Consider the following 21,284-nt stretch of genomic DNA (forward strand, 5'->3'; position numbering starts at 1 on the left):
GCAACCCATGCGTTGCCGCCCCCGCGGCAGCGTTTCGCAATTCAAAGGGAGTGACCATGCAAACCACCATCCGTTCCGCCGGCGCCGTGCCTGCAAACCGACGTACACCGCTTGCCCATTGCCTGGCGTTGTCGCTGGCCCTGCTGGCCAATGCCGCGCATGCGCAGGAAGTGCGCAAGGCCGCCGATGGCGTCACCGTGGTGCCGAGCGCCAAGGGCGCCGCCCCGGTGCGCCTGCAGGTGGTCGATGCCGGCATCATCCGCGTCAGCGCCGACCCGGACGGCGACTTCGCACGCAGCCCCAGCCTGATGCGCGTGCCGGTGCAGGGCGATAGCGCCTTCCAGCTGGCCGAACAGGGCGACAGCGTGCAGCTGAAGACCGGCAAGGTCACCGCCACCGTGTCCACCGTCGATGGCCATGTCAGCTTCGCCGATGCCAATGGCAAGCCGGTGCTGTCGGAAGTGGCCGGCGGGCGCAGCTTTGCGCCGCTGAAGGTGGAAGGCAAGCAGTACCTGAGCGTGCGTCAGCGCTTCCAGTCGCCCGATGACGAAGCCCTGTACGGCTTCGGCCAGCACCAGCAGGGCTGGATGAACCAGAAGGGCCGCAACGTCGAGCTGCAGCAGAACAACATCGACATGGCGGTGCCCTACCTGGTGTCCAGCCGCAACTACGGCCTGCTATGGGACAACAACTCCATCAGCCGCCTGGGCGACCCGCGTGGCCTGCAGCCGCTGCCCAAGACGCTGAAGTTGTACGACGCCAAGGGCAAGGCCGGTGCGCTGACCGCGCGTTATGCGATCAACGGCAAGCAGATCGTCGAGCGTCGCGAGAGCGAGGTGAACTACCAGTACCTGAGCGACCTGACCAAGTATCCGAAGAAGGCGATCACCAAGGACAAGGACAGCCGCATGCAGGTCACCTGGGAGGGCGAGATCGAAGCGCTCACCGGTGGCGAGCACACCTTCTCGCTGTACTCGAGCGAGTACGCCAAGCTGTACGTGGACGGCAAGCTGATCATCGATCGCTGGCGCCAGAACTGGAACCCGTGGAATCACGAGTTCAAGCTTGAGCTGGAGCCGGGCACGCGCCACACCGTCAAGGTCGAGTGGGACCTGATCGACCCCAGCTACATCGCGCTGCTGCACCGCGACCCGCTGCCTGCCGCTGAAGCCAAGGACCTGTCGCTGTGGTCCGAAGCCGGCCAGATGATCGACTACTACTTCGTCTCGGCCGATTCCTACGACCAGGCGGTGGCCGGCTATCGCGAACTCACTGGCAAGTCGGTGATGCTGCCCAAGTGGGCGTATGGCTTCTGGCAGAGCCGCGAGCGTTACAAGAGCCAGGACGAGTTGGTCGGCGCGGTGGCCGAATACCGCAAGCGCAAGCTGTCGCTGGACAACATCGTGCTCGACTGGTCGTACTGGCCCGAGAACGCCTGGGGCTCGCACGATTTCGACCCGCAGCACTTCCCCGATCCGGACGGCATGGTCAAGGCCGTGCACGACATGCATGCGCAGATCATGATTTCGATCTGGCCCAAGTTCTATCCCACCACCGCCAACTACAAGGAACTTGATGCCGCCGGTTTCATGTACAAGCGCAACGTGGAAGTGGGTGAGCTGGACTGGATCGGCAAGGGCTACAAGAACTCGTTCTACGATCCGTATTCGGAAAAGGCGCAGGCAATCTACTGGCGCCAGGTCAACGAGAAGCTCAACAGCAAGGGCTTCGATGCCTGGTGGATGGACGCCGACGAACCGGACGTGCATTCCAACCTGGACATCGGCGAGCGCAAGGCGCGCACCACGCCCAACGCGCTGGGCTCGTCCACCGAATACTTCAACTCCTATCCGCTGCCGCACACCCATGGCGTGTACGTGGGCGACCGTGCGGCCGACGACAAGCGCGTGTTCATCCTCTCGCGCAAGGGCTATGCAGGCACCCAGCGCAATGCGGTGGCGGTGTGGAGCGGTGACATCGTCTCGCGCTGGGACGATATGCGCGACCAGATCTCCGGTGGCGTCAACATGGCGCTGTCGGGCCTGCCCAACTGGACCTTCGACATCGGCGGCTTTGCGGTCGAGAAGCGCTACGAGAACCAGGACCCGGCGCATCTGCCGGAATGGCGCGAACTCAACACGCGCTGGTTCCAGTTCGGCGCCTTCGTGCCGATCTTCCGCTCGCACGGCCAGTTCCCGTACCGCGAAATCTGGAACATCGCTCCGGAAGGCACGCCGTTCTACGAGAGCATGGCGTACTACAACCGCCTGCGTTACGCATTGCTGCCGTACATCTACAGCCTGGCCGGCGATACCTACCAGCGCGATGGCGTGATCATGCGCGGCATGATGATGGACTTCCCGAACGACCCCAAGGTTCGCGACATCAACGACCAGTACCTGTTCGGGCCGGCGTTCCTGGTCGCACCGGTGACCCGCTTCGGTGCCACCTCGCGTCAGGTCTATCTGCCGGCCGGCAGCAGCTGGCTGGATTTCGCCACCGGCAAGCGCTACGAAGGTGGCCAGAGCATCGAAGCGGCCGCGCCGATCGAGCGCATGCCGTTGTTCGTGCGTGCAGGCTCCATCGTGCCCACCGGCCCGGTGCAGGAATACGTGGACCAGAAGCCGGATGCGCCGCTGACGGTGGTGGTCTACACCGGTGCCGACGGCGAGTTCTCGCTGTACGAGGACGACGGCAAGGGCTATGGCTACGAAAAGGGCGAGTTCAGCCGCATTCCGTTGGTCTGGAACCAGGCCAAGGGCGAGCTGAGCATCGGCAAGCGCGAGGGCAGCTGGACCGGCATGCAGGCCAAGCGCACCATCAATGTGCGCTTCGTCGATGGCCCGCGCGACGACGCCGGTGCGCTCGAGCCCAAGACCGACACCAGCATCCAGTACGACGGAAAGGCGGTCAGCGTGTTGCAGCGCAAGATTGCGTCCGGCAAAGCGCGTCGTCGATGATCGCAGGCTGTCTTCAGTCGATGAGCGAGCAGATGCCGGAACGCCGCAAGGCAGTCGCGGGCGGTTCCGGTGAGGCAGCACGGCGGTGGCCGTGCTGACCCGGCGCGAGCTGTGCAAGGCAACCGGGGCAGCGCTTGCGGTCCTGGGCGCCGCACCGGTTGCCGCGCAGGCTGCAGCGTCGTCGAAACACGCCGCGTTGCCGGCCGCCGCGCCCGCCGATGCATTGCAGCTGTGGTACCGAGAACCGGCCAACGAATGGGTGGAGGCTTTGCCGGTCGGCAATGGACGACTCGGCGCGATGGTGTGGGGCGGCATTGCCCACGAGCGCCTGCAACTCAACGAAGACACGCTCTACGCGGGCGGCCCCTACGATTCCACCAGCCCGGAGGGATTGGCCGCGTTGCCGCAGGTGCGTGCGTTGATCTTTGCCGGCCGCTATGCCGAGGCCGAACAGCTGGCCGACGCCAAGCTGCTCTCGCGTCCGCTCAAGCAGATGCCGTACCAACCGCTCGGCGATCTGTTGCTGGATTTCGATCGTGCCGACGGCATCAGCGAGTACCGGCGCCAGCTGGATCTGGATACCGCGCTGGCCACCACCAGCTTCCGCTCCGGCGGCGCGCTGCATCGGCGCGAGGTGTTCGTTTCTGCGCAGTCGCAATGCATCGTGGTGCGTCTGTCGTGCGACCGCCCGCGCGCGATTTCCTTGCGTGTAGGCATCGACAGCCCGCAACGCGGCGAGGTCACGGCAGAGCAGGGCAGTTTGCTGTTCAGCGGCCGCAACGGCAGCTTTGCCGGCATCGACGGCAAGTTGCGCTTTGCGCTGCGCGTGTTGCCGCAGGTCAAAGGCGGCACGGTGACCGCATTGCGCGATCGCTTGCGTATCGAGGGCGCCGATGAAGTGGTGTTGCTGCTCACCGCAGCCACCAGCTACCAGCGTTACGACATGGTCGATGGCGACCCGCTTGCGCTCACCGCAGCCAGCATGCAGAAGGCGGGCAAGCTGGACTACGCGGCATTGCTGCGTGCGCACCTGGCCGATCACCAGCGCCTGTTCCGGCGCGTGGCGATCGACCTGGGTACCAGCGAAGCGGCAGCGCTGCCCACCGATCAACGTGTGCAGCAGTTTGCCGGCGGCGACGACCCGGCATTGGCTGCGCTCTATCATCAATACGGTCGCTATCTGTTGATCTGCAGCTCGCGGCCCGGCACCCAGCCGGCCAACCTGCAGGGCATCTGGAACGACCTGATGCAGCCGCCGTGGGAAAGCAAGTACACCATCAACGTCAACACCGAGATGAACTACTGGCCCAGCGAGGCCAACGCACTGCACGAGTGCGTGGAACCGCTGGAATCCATGCTGTTCGACCTGGCCAGGACCGGCGCGCATACCGCACGTGCGCTCTATGGTGCGCCGGGCTGGGTGGTGCACAACAACACCGATCTATGGCGCCAGGCCGGGCCGATCGATGGCGCCAAGTGGAGCCTGTGGCCGATGGGCGGGGTGTGGCTGCTGCAACAGCTCTGGGACCGCTGGGACTACGGGCGCGACCGTGCGTACCTGAGCAAGATCTACCCGTTGTTCAAGGGCGCGGCTGAGTTCTTCGTCGCCACGCTGGTGCGCGACCCGCAGACCGGTGCGATGGTGACCAACCCGTCGATGTCGCCGGAAAACCAGCATCCGTTCGGTGCCGCCCTCTGCGCCGGCCCGACCATGGATGCGCAGCTGTTGCGCGATCTGTTCGCGCAGTGCATCGCGATGAGCAAGCTGCTGAAGGTGGATGCGGAGTTCGCGCAACAATTGAGCACGCTGCGCGAGCAATTGCCGCCCAACCGCATCGGCAAGGCCGGGCAGTTGCAGGAATGGCAGCAGGACTGGGACATGCAAGCGCCGGAGATCCATCACCGGCACGTCTCGCACCTGTACGCGCTGCATCCGTCCAGCCAGATCAATCTGCGCGACACGCCGGAGCTTGCCGCCGCCGCAAAGCGCACGCTGGAAACGCGCGGCGACAACACCACCGGCTGGGGCATCGGCTGGCGCCTGAATCTTTGGGCACGGCTGGCCGATGGCGAGCATGCGTATCGCATCCTGCAACTGCTGATCTCGCCCGAGCGCACCTACCCGAACCTGTTCGACGCACATCCGCCGTTCCAGATCGACGGCAACTTCGGCGGTACCGCCGGCATTACCGAAATGCTGTTGCAAAGCTGGGGCGGCAGTGTGTTCCTGCTGCCGGCCCTGCCCAGCGCCTGGCCGCGCGGCAGCGTGCGTGGCTTGCGTGTGCGCGGCGGTGCCAGCGTGGATCTGGACTGGGATGCCGGTCGCTTGCAGCAGGCACGCCTGCACAGCGATCGTGGCGGGCGCTATCAACTGTCCTATGCAGGGCAGACCCTGGCCCTGGAACTGGGCGCCGGCCGCACCCAGCAGGTGGGACTCAACAACAACCGATTGGTGAAGCAATGAGCTTGTACGTAGGACTGGACGTGGGCACGCAGAGCGTCAAGCTGGTGGCCTACGACGCGCAGGAGCGCGCGGTGGTCGCCACCATCGCCGCGCCGATGGAGCTGATCAGCCGCGACGATGGCACCCGCGAGCAACATGCGCAGTGGTGGATCGACGGCATCGTGCACTGCTTCGCGCAGCTCGACGGTGAGCAGCGTGCGCGCGTGCGCGGCATCTCGGTGTCGGGCCAGCAGCACGGCTTCGTACCGGTGGCTGCCGATGGCAGCGTCACCGCACCGGTCAAGCTATGGTGCGACACCAGCACCGCACTGGAATGCGACGAAATCATGGACGCGGTGGGCGGCGCGGCAGGCAGCGTGGCCGCCGCCGGCAACCCGATCATGGCCGGCTACACCGCCTCCAAGTTGCCGTGGACGCGCAAGCACCGGCCCGAGGCGTATGCGGCGATGACCACGGTGATGCTGCCGCACGACTACATCAACTTCTGGCTCACCGGCGAGCGCTTCGCCGAGGTGGGCGATGCCTCGGGCACTGGCTGGCTGGATGTACGCACGCGGCAATGGTCAGAGCGCATGTTGAGCGCAGTGGATGCGCAGCGCGATCTGCGCACTGCATTGCCGCCGCTGGTGGAGACCGGCGCGGTCTACGCCCTGTCCGATGCCGCTGCAGATGCGCTGAATCTGCCGGCCGGCGTGCGTGTCACCACCGGCGGCGGCGACAACATGATGGCCGCCATCGGCACCGGAAACGTGGTGCCTGGGCGCCTGACCATGAGCCTGGGCACCTCGGGCACCTTGTTCGCCTACGCCGATCACCCGGTGGTGGACGACGACGCACGCTGGGCCGCATTTTGCTCGTCCAGCGGCGGCTGGCTGCCGCTGATCTGCACCATGAACTGCACCGTCGCCACCGAGGCGGTGATGCGCATGTTCTCGATCACCCGCGAACAGACCGACGCCTTGATCGCCAGCACCACGCCGGGCGCAGATGGCCTGGTGCTGCTGCCGTTCTTCAACGGCGAGCGCACGCCCAATTTGCCGGACGCACGCGGCTGCCTGTTCGGCATGGACCTGCACAACACCACCGCCGCGCATTTCTATCGCGCCGCGATGGAAGGGGCGACCTACAGCCTGCGCAACGGCTTCGATGCCTTCGTCGCTGCCGGCCTGCAGTTCGATACCATCCTGCTCACCGGCGGCGGCAGCAAGAGCGCGCAGTGGCGGCAGATGGTGGCCGATATCTTCAACCTGCAGGTCGTGGTGCCGAGCCAGCCGGAAGGCGCTGCCTTCGGTGCCGCGCTGCAGGCCTTGTGGGCCTGCGATCGCGACGATGGTGGCGATGCCGCGTTGTCGGAGGTGGTGCTGGAGCATCTGCAGATCGATGAAGAGCTGTCGGCGCATCCCGATCCGCAGCGCGTGGCCCAATATCAGCAGCACTACCAAGCCTTCCTCAAGCACCTGCATGTCGTCAGCCCGCTCTACGCTGACTGATTCACCACTCCCCCAGAACCAAGGACATCACACCCCATGAGCAACACCGTTTACATCGGCGCGAAGGAATACTTCCCCGGCATCGGCAAGATCGGCTTCGAAGGCCGCGATTCCGACAACCCGCTCGCGTTCAAGGTCTACGACGCCAACAAGCAGGTCGGCGACAAGACCATGGCCGAGCACCTGCGCTTTGCCGTGGCCTACTGGCACAGCTTCTGCGGCAACGGCGCCGATCCGTTCGGCCCGGGCACGCGCGCGTATCCGTGGGATGTGGGCAACACCGCGTTGAATCGTGCCGAAGCCAAGGCCGATGCCGCATTCGAATTCTTCACCAAGCTCGGCGTGCCGTACTACTGCTTCCACGACGTGGACCTGTCGCCGGATGCCGACGACATCGGCGAGTACGAAAAGAATCTCAAGCACATGGTCGGCATCGCCAAGCAGCGTCAGGCCGACACCGGCATCAAGCTGCTGTGGGGCACCGCCAACCTGTTCTCGCACCCGCGCTACATGAACGGCGCATCCACCAACCCGGACTTCAACGTGGTGGCGCGTGCGGCCGTGCAGGTCAAGGCCGCGATCGATGCCACCGTGGAATTGGGCGGCGAGAACTACGTGTTCTGGGGCGGCCGCGAAGGCTACGCCTGCCTGCACAACACCCAGATGAAGCGCGAGCAGGACAACATGGCGCGCTTCTTGACCCTGGCACGCGACTACGGCCGCGCCATCGGCTTCACCGGCAATTTCCTGATCGAGCCCAAGCCGATGGAGCCGATGAAGCACCAGTACGACTTCGACAGCGCCACGGTGATCGGCTTCCTGCGCCAGCACGGTCTGGACCAGGACTTCAAGCTCAACATCGAAGCCAACCACGCCACGCTCTCGGGCCACAGCTTCGAGCACGACCTGCAGGTGGCAGCCGATGCCGGCCTACTGGGCAGCATCGACGCCAACCGCGGCAATCCGCAGAACGGCTGGGACACCGACCAGTTCCCGACCGACCTGTACGACACCGTCGGCGCGATGCTGGTGGTGCTGCGGCAGGGCGGGCTGGCACCGGGCGGCTTGAACTTCGATGCCAAGGTGCGCCGCGAGTCGTCCGACCCGCAGGATCTGTTCCTGGCGCATATCGGCGGCATGGACGCGTTCGCACGCGGCCTGGAAGTGGCCAACGCGCTGCTGACGTCGTCGCCGCTGGAGCAGTGGCGCGCCGAGCGTTACGCCAGCTTCGACAGCGGTGCCGGTGCTGATTTTGCCAACGGCAGCAGCACGCTGGCGGACCTGGCCAGCTACGCGGCCGGCAACGCGCCCAAGCAGGTCAGCGGGCGCCAGGAAGCGTATGAGAACTTGATCAACCAGTATCTGACGCGTTGATGTCCCGTGGCCGGCGGCGCAGTGCGCGTCGCCGGCCGATGGCGGTCGCCCCGTGGCCGCGCCCTTGCATGTTTCCAGGTGAACCCATGTCCAGTGTCTCCATTGACGGCGCCCCCGATGCCGGCGAGAACACCCGTTTCATCATCCTGATCAGCTGTGTGGCCACGATTGGCGGCTTTCTGTTCGGCTTCGACAGTGGCGTGATCAACGGCACCGTCGACGGGCTCAAGCAGACCTTCAATTCCAGCGCCGCCGAGACCGGGTTCGAAGTCGCCTCGATGCTGCTGGGGTGCGCCATTGGCGCCTTCTTTGCCGGCCGCCTGGCCGACCGCTGGGGCCGCCGCGCGGTCCTGATCATTTCTGCGGCGCTGTTTCTGCTCTCGGCCATTGGCGCCGGTGCCTCGCACAGCTCCGGCTTCTTCATCTTCGCCCGCGTGATGGGCGGCTTTGCGGTGGGCGCGGCCAGCGTCATCTCGCCGGCCTACATCGCCGAGGTCGCCTCCGCGCGCTATCGCGGCCGGCTCGCCACGATGCAGCAGATCGCCATCATCAGCGGGCTGTTCTGCGCGTTTCTGAGCAACTACCTGCTGGCCAACGCCGCCGGTGCCTCCACCGAACCGTTATGGGCCGGGCAGGCCGCCTGGCGCTGGATGTTCTGGATGCAGGCGATTCCCTCCTTGCTGTTCCTGTTGCTGCTGCTGGTCATTCCGGAAAGCCCGCGCTACCTGGTGGTCAAGGGCCGCCGCGAGCAGGCGCTGGTGGTGTTGAAGCGCCTGTACGGCAACGCCGCCGCGCAGACCAAGCTGGGCGAAATCTCCGCCTCGATGTCGGCCGACCAGCACAAGCCCAAGTTCTCCGATCTGATCAGCAAGACCACCGGCAAGGTGCGCCCGATCGTCTGGATCGGCGTGGGCCTGGCGGTGTTCCAGCAGCTGGTCGGCATCAACGTGGTGTTCTACTACGGCGCCGTACTGTGGCAGGCGGTGGGCTTCTCCGAACAGGACGCGCTGCTGATCAACGTGCTCTCTGGCGGCCTGAGCATCGGCGCCTGCCTGGTCACAGTGATGCTGGTCGACAAGATCGGCCGCAAGCCACTGCTGTGGATCGGCTCGGCCGGCATGGCGGTGTCGCTGGCCCTGGTGACCTATGCCTTCGCCACCGCCTCGCTGGACCCCAACGGCAAGCTCGCCATGTCCGATGCCATGGGCATGCTGGCGCTGGTGGCCGCCAACGTCTACGTGGTGTTCTTCAACGCCTCATGGGGCCCGGTGATGTGGGTGATGCTGGGCGAGATGTTCCCCAACCAGATCCGCGGCTCGGGCCTGGCCATTGCCGGTGCCGCGCAATGGACGTCCAACTTCGCCATCACCGTCAGCTTCCCGATCCTGCTCGGCAGCATCGGCCTGGCCGGCGCCTACGGCATCTACACCGTCGCCGCCTTCATCTCGGTGTTCTTCGTGCTCAAGTACGTCTACGAGACCAAGGGCAAGGAGCTGGAGCAGATGGAGGGCTGATTCTGTCTGTTGTGCCGATATCGGCATGGAAAACGAAGAAGGCCGCGCAACGCGCGGCCTTCTTGTAGAAGCGTGTTCATCCGCCCGGCATGGTCACATCGCCGCTGGGGAGTGCATCATCCTTGTTGCAAGGCGCTTGTTGCCTGGGAGCAGCACGGATCCGCTGTCGATGTCACTCTCGCGATCTGTGCGCTTCGGCTATACGCGATGTGCTAATTGGCTTCACACTAGGCAAAATTCGTCGAAGAACCAGGGAGTGGTTGCATGGCAGTTGTTAGAGAGCTGGCGGAAGGGCTTCTCCTCAGTCTGGGCTATTGCGTCGTCTATCTACTTGTCTGGCATTTGTCTGTCGACCAGTGGTATCTGCCCGCTGGTTTGAGGGCGGCGTCTCTTCTATTCATGCCGTATCGTCGCTGGCCGTTCCTGCTAGCGGGAGATGCTGCCGCGATGCTTTGGTTGCGCATCCCCATGCTGGAGACAAGGGATTACGCGCCGATGTGGGCGTACATGAGCCCGTTCCTGCTTGCACCAGCAGTTGCGCTTGCAGTGTCTGCGATCCGTCGGCACACGCTGAACGTGATGACCCGCAACGCAATTCTTCCGTTGATGGCGCTCCTGGCGTTATGGAGCACGCTTTGCGGCATGGCGCTGAATGCCACGCTTGGCGGTCCCGTCGCCAGTTCTCCCATGGAGATTTTGTTGCGCACATGGCTGGGGTCCTATCTCGGCATCTTGATGTTTCTGTTGCCTGGTCTGCTATGGCATCGGCGTAAAGAAAGCGATCCGCGCAGCAACCTGGTGCGCGACAGTACCCTCGCGGGATTGGCGATGGCAGTTTTGTTCTGCACTGCCAATGTCGTTCCGGAGCCGCTGCTACGACAGGTCTTGATGGTGTCGCTGGTTGGGCCGGCGATCATTCTGACGCTCCGCTACGGTTGGCGCGGCGCAGCGGTTGGTGCATTGCTGGCAAATCTTATTGCCGCCTTGTCGCGCTCGAAATATGGGATTGCCGCTTACGACCCGGAACTATTTAGTGTCCAGCTGCTGATCGCTGTCATTGCGACGGGTCTATTTGTCCTCGGTTCGCAGTTGGCTTCTGTATACGCACAGGCTGGCAACCACGGCCAAGTACAGTTGGAAGCATTGCAATTCGCTCAGGCCGGTTATCTCGCGGCTGAGCGCACTCTGCGCAACCGCGTTGTGGACTACTCTGATATCAATGTTCACATCAACCGACTGCGCAAGGAGTGTGTCGCTCAGCTACGCGAACGTGGGCACCATGCTGCAGCAATGGAACTGACCAGAGCGGGAGTCATCGAGTCGCAGCTGCTGCACGAATACGTCGCCGGGCTGTATCCGCTTGAGATCGAAACTCATGGCGTGTATCAAGCCCTGCGTTCACCGGCATTGGCGCGTTTTTACGGCACGGAGATCCATCACGCGTTGCGTGGCAATTGCAGCAATCTTTCACTGGGCTTGCAACTGGCGGCCTATCGATGCGTGCTGAACGCGTTAGAGATGCTTCCGCAGGCGAAGCGGCATCTCATACAGGCCCGTGCATGGAAAGGTCGTAACGCACAGGGGGTGGTGATCAGAATCTTCGCTGATAGTTCTCTACTGGACGTGGTGCATCGTGATGCGCCCGAGGCAAGCAACGAATTGCGGACGCGACTGAAAGCGCATGGCGGTACTTTTCGTCGCCGCCATGCGTTGGTCCTCAGTTTCCTGGTTGCCGAACAGGCATCTGTCACTTCGTCCGTGTGACGATCCAGCGCTCTCCAGATGTGCTCGGAATCAGATACACGGTGAAATTGTCGGTCTGATATACCAACTGTGCTGTTGCCGGAACCACCAGGGTCGAGGCTGTGACGCGACTGACGTCCTTGCCCATTGGCAGTACCCAGAGAAGCTCGCCTGCACGGCCGACCGCACCGCGGACTACGCCACTTGCATCGTTGATCTGCAGATACAGCATTCCCTCGCGTTGAAACTCGTAGATCCGCCATGTCGGATCTACTGCCAGGTTAGTCGCACGCGGTGCCGACTCGCCTAGCCCTGTAGCAGCCAGCGAGGCAACCGTACCATCGCCTGGACAGCAGGCATTTGCCGATCCGATACCTGCCAGCATTGCGACGGCGAGGGCACCTAGAGTCTTTATTGCTAGCTTTGCCTTCACTTCCATGACTTCGCCTTTTTCCCTTGATCGGGAACTATCTAGCCTGCAATTCAGGCATGCCTACGGTACGTGTTTCTCTGTAGTTCCGTGAGGGGCCGAGTCCAATTTCATTGGATACGCGTCGCGCCAATGTGTTGACTCGGCGACGTGCATGCGAATAGGCATGGCAGCAATATCACTTTAGGTGGTGCCGGTTTTCCGGCGCGTGCTTTCCGGTGTTGGTTATTGGTGTTTCTGCACGCTGTCTGGATCCGCCGTGCCAGCTCACGGTCCAGGGGCACGTCGATCCCCATACCGACAGGTGTGCATCCTGTGTGGGACTGGATCAGGCTCATCCACGGGCTCGGCCAGATGACTTGCCCGTCAGTGGGGAATGGTCGTTACCCGGTCTTTTTCATGGCGTCAATGAAAGCGTCGCGGGGAATTTGTCGAGTAATGTCACTGGGTTTTTTCGGGCTGAAATGTGTTGTCGAAGATATTTGAGTGATAAATCGACTTGTCGTCCTTCCACTCCGGCCAAGCATTAATACGTGCTCAGCGCGGTTTGCGCATGCTCGAACCATTCAATGACCTGCCGACGATGAGGTTCGCCCCAGCGACGCAGGAATTGCTGGGTGTGGTGGTCGCCGAGATCGCGCAGGCTGGCGAGCCGTTGGGCGATGAAAGGCGCGGTCAGTGGCTGGGCGCAGTCGACTTCAATGCAGTGGCGCCAGGCGGTATAGCTGTCGGGGATGGCGGGGGGCATCGTGGTGCTCTTCGGTAAACGTGAACGTGAGGACGTTGGCGGGGCACGGCAGGCTTGATTTTGCGCAGTAAGTGTTACTTTATAACACTTTATCCATCACTAGTCTGGTCACGTCGTGTCGCTTTCCTTGCCGCAGAGTGTCATTTGCCTGGTCACCGTGCCGAACCTTCCGTGCTCCAGGTGCCGCGGTGGCCGCGTCGGTCCCTCGGGATTGGCCCGATGAGGCGGCGGCAGGTGCTGCGCACCGTCGGCGCAGCCTTGGTGCTGTCGCCGAGCCTGGTCCACGGACAATCGCTGCCGCGGCTGCGCAACTGCACCCTGCAGCGTCAGGAGGCGGGGCTGCGACTTCGACTCGCCTTGAGTACGCAGGTCGCCTACCGCAGTTTCAGCCTGTCCGACCCGGCGCGCTTGGTCATCGATCTGTCGGGCATTTCGGCGCAGCCACCGCAGATGGATCCATTGCCCGAAGGTGTCGCCGTCGCTGCCATCCGCAGCGGCCCGCATGGTGACGGGCTACGCGTGGTGCTCGATCTGTCGCAGCCGCTGACGGCCACGCCGCAGTGGGAAGGCAGTGCGTTGGTATTCGATCTTGCTGCCGCTTCCGGCACTGTCCCGTTGTCCGCAGCCGATCCGGCTATTGCGGCGGCTGCGTTCACACGCTCGCGCCTGCATCCGTACGTAATCGCCATCGACGCCGGCCATGGCGGCAAGGATCCGGGGGCGGTCAGCGCGGATGCCCGCTACGAGAAACATGTCGCCATGGCGGTGGCCGGGCGGCTGCACCAGCGCCTGGCGGCCGATCCGCGTTACCGGCCGAGCATGATCCGTAGCGACGACCGCTTCGTGCCGCTACACGAGCGTGTACTGCTCGCGCATCGGCACAACGCCGATCTGTTCGTGTCCATTCATGCCGATGCCGCGCCCAACAGCCAGGCGCGTGGCGCCTCGGTATTCGCCTTGTCCGAGAGCGGGGCCAGCTCGGCCCTGGCCCGCTGGATTGCCGACAGCGAAAACGCCGCCGACGACATGGGCGACAGCGCACGCCGCCTGCGCGTGCCCAGCAACCCGGTGCTGTCGCAGGTGCTGGCCGACCTGTCGCTGAGCGGCACCATCGCCAGCAGCCTGCAGTTCGGCAAGCTGATGCTCGGCCGCCTGCAGCAGGTGACGCGCCTGCACCAGGATCAGGTGGGGCAGGCCGGCTTTGCGGTGCTGAAGTCGCCGGATATTCCGTCGTTGCTGGTGGAAACCGGCTTCATGAGCAATCGCGACGATTGCAACAGGCTTTGCGGCGGTACCCATCAGGACGAGCTGGCGCAGACGCTGCATGCGGGCATCGACGATTACTTCCAGGCCTTCCCCGGTCGCGCTTGAGGCGCGATCGCCATCTTCCCTTTCTCAGAGCGATCAATGTCCGCCACGCTTCCCGATGTTGCCGTTACCGAACTGCCCACGTTGAGCGCACCGTTGCGCTGGGTGGGGATGCACGATATTGCCATCCCCGTGCGCCTGGACGAGGCCGAGCCCAGTGGCACCGTCGCCGCCCGCGCCAGCGTGCAGGTCGACCTGCCGCGCGCGGAGATCAAGGGCATCCATATGTCGCGGTTGTACCGCCTGCTGGATCGGCATCTGGAACAGCCGGTCTCGCCGGCGATGTTGTCGCAGTTGTTGCAGGCCTTGATCGACAGTCATGCCGACTGCGGCAGCCGCGCGGCGCGGGTGACGCTGTCGCTCGAGGTGATGCTGCGTACGCCGGCCTTGCTCAGCGAGGGCCTGGCCGGGTGGCGCGCCTACCCGGTACGCATCGACGCGCAATGCAGGGAAGGGCGCAGCCTGGTCAGCCTGCAGATCGACGTGCTGTATGCCTCGACCTGCCCGTGTTCGGCCGCGTTGTCGCGGCAGTTGTTGAGCGAGGCCTTCGTGCAGCAGCATGCAGGTCGCGCCATGCTGCAGGTGGACGACATTGCGCAGTGGCTACAGGTGCACGGTTCGTACGCCACGCCCCACAGTCAGCGCAGCGTGGCGCAGGTGCGTGTGGATCTGCTGGCCTGCCTGCAGCGGCTGGATATCCGCGCATTGATCGGCGTCTGCGAACAGGCATTGGCAACGCCGGTGCAGGCCGCGGTACGGCGTATCGACGAGCAGGCATTCGCCCGCTTGAATGGCGCCAACCTGATGTATGTGGAAGATGCCGCGCGGCGTCTGCGCATGGCGTTGGCCGAGCGCTACACGGCCTTCGACGTGGCGGTGCGTCACCTGGAAAGCCTGCATGCCCACGACGCCGTCGCCGAAACCGGCAGTCATGCCGATGCCGACGCGTTTGATCCCTTCGCCCAGTGAGGAGTTGCCATGCAATGCAAACATCCGCCTCGATCTGCCGTCGCTGCGCGCAAGTGCCACGTTGATCGTACGCTGCGTCGATGCGGACGCGCGCTCGTGCAGGTCTATGTGTTGATCGGGCCTTACATGCTGTTTGTCGTGGGGTGATCGACAGGGCCAAGCCCGCGCGCCGCCGCCAGGTTGCACGATAGCCGCAGAGCTGAGGTGCGCAATCGGCGACAAGGCCAACCCCGCAGTGTCCGGCGCCGTAACCGGCCTCGGCCAATCGGCGCATCCGGGCACATCGGATCGATGGCGTTGGCATGGGTGGTGGGCTTGTCTGGCCTGGGAAGGGATCATCGCGCTTCACCGGGCCAGCGGCAGTCACCGCTGCCCAACAACGCAAAAGCCCCGCAATGCGGGGCCTTGGCGTGGTCTGCGGCAGGACGAACGTGGTGCTCCCTAGGGGACTCGAACCCCTGTTTTAGCCTTGAGAGGGCCACGTCCTAACCATTAGACGAAGGGAGCGTTTTGTCGCGTCTTGTGCAGCGCGCTAGTATAGTGAGGTAATAGCCGTTGGGCAATCCTGCAACACAAGACGGAAGCGCCATCATCGAACCCTCAGTTACATCCCCGTTCACGCTGCGCGTCATCCCGCGCGATCAGCACACCATTTCGCGCAAGGACATCAGCCCCAACGCGCTACGCGTGCTGTATCGCCTGCGCGAGTCCGGCTTTGGCGCCTATCTGGTCGGCGGCGCGGTCCGCGACCTGCTGGTCGGCGGCCACCCCAAGGATTTCGACGTCGCCACCAGCGCCACGCCGGAAGAGGTCAAGGCGCTGTTCCGCAATTGCCGATTGATCGGCCGCCGTTTTCGTCTGGCGCATGTGGTGTTCGGCCGCGAGATCATCGAAGTGGCCACCTTCCGCGCCAATATCGACGACGGCAGCGGCGACCGCGAACTGGATAACGGCCGGCTGGTGCGCGACAACGTCTACGGCAGCATCGAAGACGATGCGATCCGTCGCGACTTCACCTGCAACGCCCTGTACTACGCGATCGAAGATTTTTCGGTGCGCGACTACTGCGGCGGCTTCGAAGACGTGCAGGCAAAGCTGATGAAGTTGATCGGCGACCCGGAGCTGCGTTACCAGGAAGATCCGGTGCGCATGCTGCGTGCCGTGCGGCTGGCGGCCAAGTTGAACTTCGACATCGAAGCCGGCACCGCAGAACCGATCCCGCGTCTGGCCGGGCTGTTGTCCGAAGCCGCGCCGGCGCGGCTGTTCGAAGAGATTCTCAAGCTGTTCCTGTCCGGGCACGGCGTGGCGAGTTTCGAAGGCCTGGAGCGTTACGGTCTGCTTGGCGCGCTGTTCCCCGAAAGTGCGGCGGCGCTCAAATCCAACCGTAGCGGCGCCTTGCGCGCGATGGTGCTGGAAGGCTTGCGCAATACCGATGCGCGCGTGGCCAACGACGAGCCGGTGTCGCCGGCGTTCCTGTTTGCGTTGCTGTTGTGGCCGGCGTTCTGCCGCACATTGATGGCGCTGCAGGCGCAGGGCGTGCAGCCGGAAGATGCGCAGCGTCGCGCCGCCGACCGGGTCACCCTGCACCAGCTGGAGCGGGTGGCATTGCCGCGCCGCTTCTCGTTGCCGATGCAGGAAATCTGGCTGCTGCAGACGCGCTTCTCGTCGCGTCAACGCAAGCGTGTGTTCCGCACCCTGTCGCATCCGCGCTTCCGCGCCGCGTTCGACTTCTTGGTGCTGCGCCAGTTTGCCTCTGCCGATCACGCTGCCGATGTCGAGTTCTGGCGCGAGGCGCAGAAATCGTCCGGCCAGGAGCTGGTCGATGCGATCGACTCTGCGCAGGCCGATCACGACGGCGACGAGGGTGCGCCGCGCAAGCGTCGCCGCCGCCGCCGCCGCACCGGCGCCGCCGCAGGCGAGTAGGGCATGCACACCGCCTTTGTCGGCCTGGGTGCCAACCTGGGCCCGGCCGAGGCCAGCGTGCGCGCGGCCATCGCCGCGCTGGGCGAGGTGCCGCAGTCCACGTTGATTGCCGCCTCGCGCCTGTACCGCACACCGGCTTGGGGCCGCGAAGACCAGCCCGACTTCATCAATGCCGTGGCGCAGCTGCAGACCGGGCTTGCCCCGCTGGCGCTGCTGGATGCCTTGCTGGGCATCGAGCAGGCCTTCGGCCGGCAGCGTGAGGCCGGCGAGCGCTGGGGCCCGCGCACGCTGGACCTGGATCTGCTGCTGTACGCCGATCAGGTGATCGACCTGCCACGGTTGCAGGTGCCGCACCCGCATCTGCACGCGCGCGGCTTCGCCCTGCTGCCGCTGTTCGAGCTGGCGCCGGAGACGATCATTCCGGGCCATGGAACAGTGCGACACGCCCTGCAGGCCATCGATGTCTGTGGGCTGGAGCCGATTGGGTAGATAATGGCCGGCTTATCACCCCACGTAATGACTTCATGAGCAGCCATACCGACAGCAAGCCCTGGACCGTGCCCGCCTTGGCGCAGGCCAAGCGCGAGGGTCGAAAACTGGTCATGTTGACCGCCTACGACGCCGGCTTTGCGCGGACTTTCGACGCCAATGGCGTGGACCTGATCCTGGTCGGCGATTCGCTCGGCATGGTGGTGCAGGGGCACGATTCCACCTTGCCTGTCACCACCGCCGACATGGTCTATCACACCGCCGCGGTGGCACGCGTGCTGGAGCGGGCCTTGCTGGTGGCCGATCTGTCGTTCCAGGCCGATGCCACGCCCGAGCGCGCACTGGTCTCCGCCACCCGGCTGCTGCAGGCCGGCGCGGAGATGGTCAAGATCGAGGGCGCCGGGCACAAGCTCGAGGTGATCCGCTATCTGGTCGAGCGCGAGATCCCGGTGTGTTCGCACCTGGGGCTGACCCCGCAATCGGTGCTGCGGTTTGGCGGCTACAAAGTGCAGGGCCGCGGCGAGGCAGGCGAGCAGTTGCGCCGCGATGCGCAGGCGGTGGTCGATGCCGGCGCCAGCATGATCGTGCTGGAATGCGTGCCCACGCCGATCGCCGCGCAGATCAGCGCCGACCTCAGCGTGCCCACCATCGGCATTGGTGCCGGCCCGGGCTGCGACGGCCAGGTGCTGGTGATGCACGACATGCTGGGCCTGGACAGCGGCCATCGCCGTCCCAAGTTCGTCAAGGATTTCCTGGCCGAAGGCGGTTCGGTGGCCGGTGCGGTGCGTGCCTATGCCCAGGCCGTGCGCGATGGCAGCTTCCCCGATGCAGAGCACGCGTACGCCGCATGATCCAGACCATTACCGATCTTTCCGCCCTGCGCGCCCTGGTCACCGGCTGGAAGCGCGAGGGCTTGCGCGTGGCACTGGTGCCGACCATGGGCAACCTGCACGCCGGCCACTATTCGCTGGTGATGCTGGCGCGCCAGTACGCCGACCGCGTGGTGTCGAGCGTATTCGTCAACCCGACCCAGTTCGGCCCGAACGAAGACTTCGCGCGTTACCCGCGCACCCCTGAATCCGACCTGCGCGGGCTGGAAGACGCCGGTTGCGATGCGCTATGGCTGCCGGACGTGGACACCATGTATCCGCTCGGCACCGCGCTGGCCACGCCGATCCACGCGCCGGGCGTCAGCGACGTGCTGGAAGGCGTGTGCCGTCCAGGCCATTTCGACGGCGTCTGCACGGTGGTGGCGCGCCTGTTCAACCAGGTGCAGCCGGATGTGGCAGCGTTCGGCAAGAAGGATTACCAGCAGCTGGCGGTGATCCGGCAGATGGTGGCCGACCTGGCGTTTCCGATCGAGATCCTGGGCGGCAGCATCGTGCGCGAGGCCGATGGCCTGGCGATGAGCTCGCGCAATCAATATCTGTCGGCCGAGGATCGGCCGGTGTCGGCGCAGATCCGCAAGGTGCTGCTGCAGATGCGCGACAGCTACGCTGCCGGCACCCAGCGTGCGCAGGTCGAAGAGGCTGCCACCCAGGCGCTGGAACAGGCCGGTTTCCGCGTCGATTACGCGGTAGTGCGGCTGCCCGACCTGAGCGAGCCGGGCGACAGCCACGCCGGCGCGCGCGTGGTCTTGATCGCCGCCCGCCTGGGCACCACGCGGCTGATCGACAACCTGGAATTCTGAGCGGTCCCAATGCTGCTGCATGCGCCGGATTGGGCCATGACCGGCGGCGCCTGCGCTTCGGCGCACCGGCGCGTTGTCCGACGCCGGCCTGAAGCCCTTACCTCCAGTTATAGGGCAGGCCGGTGCACACGAGCGCTTTCCGCTAAAATGCCGGCTTTCCTTTGCCGTTGCCCGTCATGCACCTGTCCCTGCTGAAAGCCAAGATCCACCGCGCCACCGTCACCCATTCCGAGCTCAATTACGAGGGCTCGATCGCCATCGACGGCCTGCTGCTGGAAGCCACCGGCATCCGTGAGTTCGAACAGGTGCATATCTGGGACGTCACCAACGGTGCGCGCTTCAGCACCTATGCCATCCGTGCCGAGGAAGGCAGCGGCATCATCTCGCTCAACGGCGGCGCCGCGCGTCACGTGCAGGTCGGTGATCTGATCATCGTTGCGGCGTTTGCCAGCATGAGCGAAGCCGAAGCCGAGACCTTCAAGCCCAATCTGGTATATGTGGACGGCAGCAACACGATCACCCACACCAACCACAGCATCCCCACGCAGGCCGCATGACACACACCAACGGATTCGACGCGCTTCACGCCCACGCCCAGCGCCTGCGCGGCGCTGCCATCCCCGCATTGCTTGCCGCCGAGCCGCAACGGCCGACGCAGTACGCCAGGCAGGTCGGTCCGTTGTATTTCAATTTCGCGCGGCAGAAGTACGACCGCGCCGCGCTCGATGCTTTGTTCGCGATCGCGCGCGAGCGTGACCTGGCCGGCGCGTTCCAGCGCCTGTTCCGCGGCGAGCAGGTCAACGTCACCGAACAGCGCGCTGCATTGCATACCGCGTTGCGCGGCGACCTGACCGATGCGCCGGTGGCCTCCGAAGCATATGCAACCGCTGCGGAAGTGCGCCAACGCATGGGCGCGCTGATCCAGCAACTCGAAGCCACCGACGTTACCGATATCGTCAGCGTCGGCATCGGCGGCTCGGACCTGGGGCCGCGGCTGGTGGCCGATGCCTTGCGTGCGCCGTCGGGTGCGCGGTTTCGCGTGCATTTCGTCTCCAACGTCGATGGCGCGGCGATGCAGCGCACGCTGGCCACGCTGGACCCGGCTCGCACTGCCGGCATCCTGATTTCCAAGACCTTCGGCACCCAGGAAACCCTGCTCAATGGCGGCATCCTGCACGCCTGGCTGGGCGGCAGCGAGCGGCTGTACGCGGTGAGTGCCAATCCCGAGCGTGCCGCCAAGGCCTTCGACATCGCGCCGAGCCGCGTGCTGCCGATGTGGGACTGGGTCGGTGGCCGTTATTCGCTGTGGTCGGCGGTGGGTTTCCCGATCGCCCTGGCGATAGGTTTCGAACGTTTCGAACAATTGCTGGAAGGCGCCGCGCAGTTCGACGCGCATGCGCTCGACACACCGCTGGAAGAAAACGTTGCCGTGCTGCACGGCCTGACGGCGGTGTGGAACCGCAACCTGCTCGGCAGCGCCACGCATGCGGTGATGACCTACGACCAGCGCCTGGCCTTGTTGCCGGCGTATCTGCAGCAGCTGGTGATGGAGAGCCTGGGCAAGCGGGTCAAGCTCGACGGTTCTGCGGTGGACAGCGACACCGTGTCGGTGTGGTGGGGCGGTGCGGGCACCGACGTGCAGCACAGCTTCTTCCAGGCGTTGCACCAGGGCACCAGCGTGGTGCCGGCCGATTTCATCGGCACCGTGCACAACGACGATCCGTATGCGGAAAACCATGTCGCGCTGATGGCCAACGTGCTGGCGCAGACCGAAGCGCTGGCCAACGGCCAGGACAGCAGCGATCCGCACCGCAGCTATCCGGGCGGCCGCCCGAGCACGGTGATCCTGCTCGATGCGCTGACCCCGCAAGCGTTGGGCGCGCTGATCTCGATGTACGAGCACAGCGTCTACGTGCAGTCGGTGATGTGGGGCATCAATGCGTTCGACCAGTTCGGCGTGGAGCTGGGCAAACAGCTGGCCAGCCAGTTGCTGCCGGCATTGAAGGGCGAGGCCGCCGATGTGGCCGACCCGGTGACCCGCGAGCTACTGGCCAAACTGCGCGGTTGAGCGGCTCACAGCTGTGGCATCAAGCGACGGGGCCTGCGGGCCCCGTTTCAGTTT

The 21,284-nt window shown here is 64.8% G+C and carries 16 protein-coding genes and 1 tRNA gene; 14 read left to right on the top strand and 3 right to left on the bottom strand.

What is annotated here, in order from left to right; all coding sequences use genetic code 11:
- Positions 1-56: 56 nt before the first annotated feature.
- The 6 genes from VZ068_RS09535 to VZ068_RS09560 all read left to right on the top strand — a co-directional run bounded on the left by VZ068_RS09535 (position 57) and on the right by VZ068_RS09560 (position 11,566).
- On the top strand, positions 57-2,960 hold the full coding sequence (locus VZ068_RS09535) for a TIM-barrel domain-containing protein (RefSeq protein WP_349657496.1): 2,904 nt from the start codon (positions 57-59) through the stop codon (positions 2,958-2,960).
- A 91-nt stretch (positions 2,961-3,051) separates the two neighbouring features.
- The gene (locus VZ068_RS09540) at positions 3,052-5,424 is read left to right on the top strand and encodes a glycoside hydrolase family 95 protein (protein ID WP_349657676.1); all 2,373 of its coding nucleotides are present in this window, start codon (positions 3,052-3,054) and stop codon (positions 5,422-5,424) included.
- Complete coding sequence (gene xylB, locus VZ068_RS09545; protein ID WP_259153932.1) at positions 5,421-6,914, top strand: xylulokinase; 1,494 nt, start codon at positions 5,421-5,423, stop codon at positions 6,912-6,914. Before VZ068_RS09540 ends, xylB begins: the two co-directional genes overlap by 4 nt.
- Positions 6,915-6,950: 36 nt before the next feature.
- On the top strand, positions 6,951-8,288 hold the full coding sequence (gene xylA / locus VZ068_RS09550; RefSeq protein ID WP_349657497.1) for a xylose isomerase: 1,338 nt from the start codon (positions 6,951-6,953) through the stop codon (positions 8,286-8,288).
- An 86-nt stretch (positions 8,289-8,374) separates the two neighbouring features.
- Positions 8,375-9,802, top strand: a complete 1,428-nt coding sequence (locus tag VZ068_RS09555; protein WP_259159706.1) for a sugar porter family MFS transporter — start codon at positions 8,375-8,377, stop codon at positions 9,800-9,802.
- A 264-nt stretch (positions 9,803-10,066) separates the two neighbouring features.
- Positions 10,067-11,566 (top strand): MASE1 domain-containing protein, encoded by a 1,500-nt coding sequence (locus tag VZ068_RS09560; protein ID WP_349657498.1) that lies wholly within the window; start codon positions 10,067-10,069, stop codon positions 11,564-11,566.
- On the opposite strand, the gene VZ068_RS09565 is transcribed toward VZ068_RS09560, so the two are convergent.
- Both VZ068_RS09565 and VZ068_RS09570 read right to left on the bottom strand, forming a co-directional pair.
- Positions 11,550-11,984, bottom strand: coding sequence for a hypothetical protein (locus VZ068_RS09565; protein ID WP_259159710.1), 435 nt, complete (start codon positions 11,982-11,984; stop codon positions 11,550-11,552). The two genes, VZ068_RS09560 and VZ068_RS09565, sit on opposite strands and share 17 nt — an antisense overlap.
- Positions 11,985-12,501: 517 nt before the next feature.
- On the bottom strand, positions 12,502-12,723 hold the full coding sequence (locus tag VZ068_RS09570) for a hypothetical protein (protein ID WP_349657499.1): 222 nt from the start codon (positions 12,721-12,723) through the stop codon (positions 12,502-12,504).
- 219 nt (positions 12,724-12,942) lie between these two features.
- Here VZ068_RS09570 and VZ068_RS09575 point away from each other — a divergent pair, with 219 nt between their 5' ends.
- Together VZ068_RS09575 and folE2 are read left to right on the top strand one after the other, a co-directional pair.
- A complete protein-coding gene (locus VZ068_RS09575) occupies positions 12,943-14,094 on the top strand; it encodes an N-acetylmuramoyl-L-alanine amidase (protein ID WP_349657500.1) in 1,152 nt (383 codons plus the stop codon).
- 36 nt (positions 14,095-14,130) lie between these two features.
- A complete protein-coding gene (folE2, locus tag VZ068_RS09580) occupies positions 14,131-15,060 on the top strand; it encodes a GTP cyclohydrolase FolE2 (RefSeq protein ID WP_259159713.1) in 930 nt (309 codons plus the stop codon).
- A 432-nt stretch (positions 15,061-15,492) separates the two neighbouring features.
- Here folE2 and VZ068_RS09585 read toward each other — a convergent pair.
- Positions 15,493-15,567, bottom strand: a tRNA-Glu gene (locus tag VZ068_RS09585).
- 48 nt (positions 15,568-15,615) lie between these two features.
- Between VZ068_RS09585 and pcnB the strand changes: the two genes are divergently transcribed.
- The 6 genes from pcnB to pgi all read left to right on the top strand — a co-directional run bounded on the left by pcnB (position 15,616) and on the right by pgi (position 21,230).
- The gene (gene pcnB / locus VZ068_RS09590) at positions 15,616-16,983 is read left to right on the top strand and encodes a polynucleotide adenylyltransferase PcnB (RefSeq protein ID WP_259159714.1); all 1,368 of its coding nucleotides are present in this window, start codon (positions 15,616-15,618) and stop codon (positions 16,981-16,983) included.
- A gap of 3 nt (positions 16,984-16,986) precedes the next feature.
- Positions 16,987-17,472: a 2-amino-4-hydroxy-6-hydroxymethyldihydropteridine diphosphokinase gene (gene folK, locus VZ068_RS09595; RefSeq protein WP_349657501.1), complete on the top strand. Its 486-nt coding sequence runs from the start codon at positions 16,987-16,989 to the stop codon at positions 17,470-17,472.
- 35 nt (positions 17,473-17,507) lie between these two features.
- Positions 17,508-18,323 (top strand): 3-methyl-2-oxobutanoate hydroxymethyltransferase, encoded by an 816-nt coding sequence (gene panB / locus VZ068_RS09600; protein ID WP_349657502.1) that lies wholly within the window; start codon positions 17,508-17,510, stop codon positions 18,321-18,323.
- The gene (panC, locus tag VZ068_RS09605; protein ID WP_349657503.1) at positions 18,320-19,162 is read left to right on the top strand and encodes a pantoate--beta-alanine ligase; all 843 of its coding nucleotides are present in this window, start codon (positions 18,320-18,322) and stop codon (positions 19,160-19,162) included. The genes panB and panC overlap by 4 nt, the downstream gene beginning before the upstream one ends.
- Positions 19,163-19,338: 176 nt before the next feature.
- Complete coding sequence (gene panD, locus VZ068_RS09610; protein ID WP_104582937.1) at positions 19,339-19,719, top strand: aspartate 1-decarboxylase; 381 nt, start codon at positions 19,339-19,341, stop codon at positions 19,717-19,719.
- Positions 19,716-21,230 (top strand): glucose-6-phosphate isomerase, encoded by a 1,515-nt coding sequence (gene pgi / locus VZ068_RS09615; RefSeq protein WP_349657504.1) that lies wholly within the window; start codon positions 19,716-19,718, stop codon positions 21,228-21,230. Before panD ends, pgi begins: the two co-directional genes overlap by 4 nt.
- Positions 21,231-21,284: the final 54 nt, after the last annotated feature.

Origin of the sequence: Xanthomonas sp. 10-10 (assembly GCF_040182365.1) — a bacterium.
GTDB lineage: Bacteria > Pseudomonadota > Gammaproteobacteria > Xanthomonadales > Xanthomonadaceae > Xanthomonas > Xanthomonas arboricola_F.

What these genes read in the sequence shown, in the direction of transcription:
- xylA (WP_349657497.1), top strand. Translation starts at nt 6,951, where the DNA reads ATGAGCAACACCGTTTACATCGGCGCGAAGGAATACTTCCCCGGCATC.
- panB (WP_349657502.1), top strand. Translation starts at nt 17,508, where the DNA reads ATGAGCAGCCATACCGACAGCAAGCCCTGGACCGTGCCCGCCTTGGCG.
- xylB (WP_259153932.1), top strand. Translation starts at nt 5,421, where the DNA reads ATGAGCTTGTACGTAGGACTGGACGTGGGCACGCAGAGCGTCAAGCTG.
- VZ068_RS09570 (WP_349657499.1), bottom strand. Translation starts at nt 12,723, where the DNA reads ATGCCCCCCGCCATCCCCGACAGCTATACCGCCTGGCGCCACTGCATT.
- VZ068_RS09560 (WP_349657498.1), top strand. Translation starts at nt 10,067, where the DNA reads ATGGCAGTTGTTAGAGAGCTGGCGGAAGGGCTTCTCCTCAGTCTGGGC.
- VZ068_RS09535 (WP_349657496.1), top strand. Translation starts at nt 57, where the DNA reads ATGCAAACCACCATCCGTTCCGCCGGCGCCGTGCCTGCAAACCGACGT.
- panC (WP_349657503.1), top strand. Translation starts at nt 18,320, where the DNA reads ATGATCCAGACCATTACCGATCTTTCCGCCCTGCGCGCCCTGGTCACC.
- folE2 (WP_259159713.1), top strand. Translation starts at nt 14,131, where the DNA reads ATGTCCGCCACGCTTCCCGATGTTGCCGTTACCGAACTGCCCACGTTG.
- VZ068_RS09575 (WP_349657500.1), top strand. Translation starts at nt 12,943, where the DNA reads ATGAGGCGGCGGCAGGTGCTGCGCACCGTCGGCGCAGCCTTGGTGCTG.
- pgi (WP_349657504.1), top strand. Translation starts at nt 19,716, where the DNA reads ATGACACACACCAACGGATTCGACGCGCTTCACGCCCACGCCCAGCGC.
- panD (WP_104582937.1), top strand. Translation starts at nt 19,339, where the DNA reads ATGCACCTGTCCCTGCTGAAAGCCAAGATCCACCGCGCCACCGTCACC.
- VZ068_RS09555 (WP_259159706.1), top strand. Translation starts at nt 8,375, where the DNA reads ATGTCCAGTGTCTCCATTGACGGCGCCCCCGATGCCGGCGAGAACACC.
- VZ068_RS09565 (WP_259159710.1), bottom strand. Translation starts at nt 11,984, where the DNA reads ATGGAAGTGAAGGCAAAGCTAGCAATAAAGACTCTAGGTGCCCTCGCC.
- folK (WP_349657501.1), top strand. Translation starts at nt 16,987, where the DNA reads ATGCACACCGCCTTTGTCGGCCTGGGTGCCAACCTGGGCCCGGCCGAG.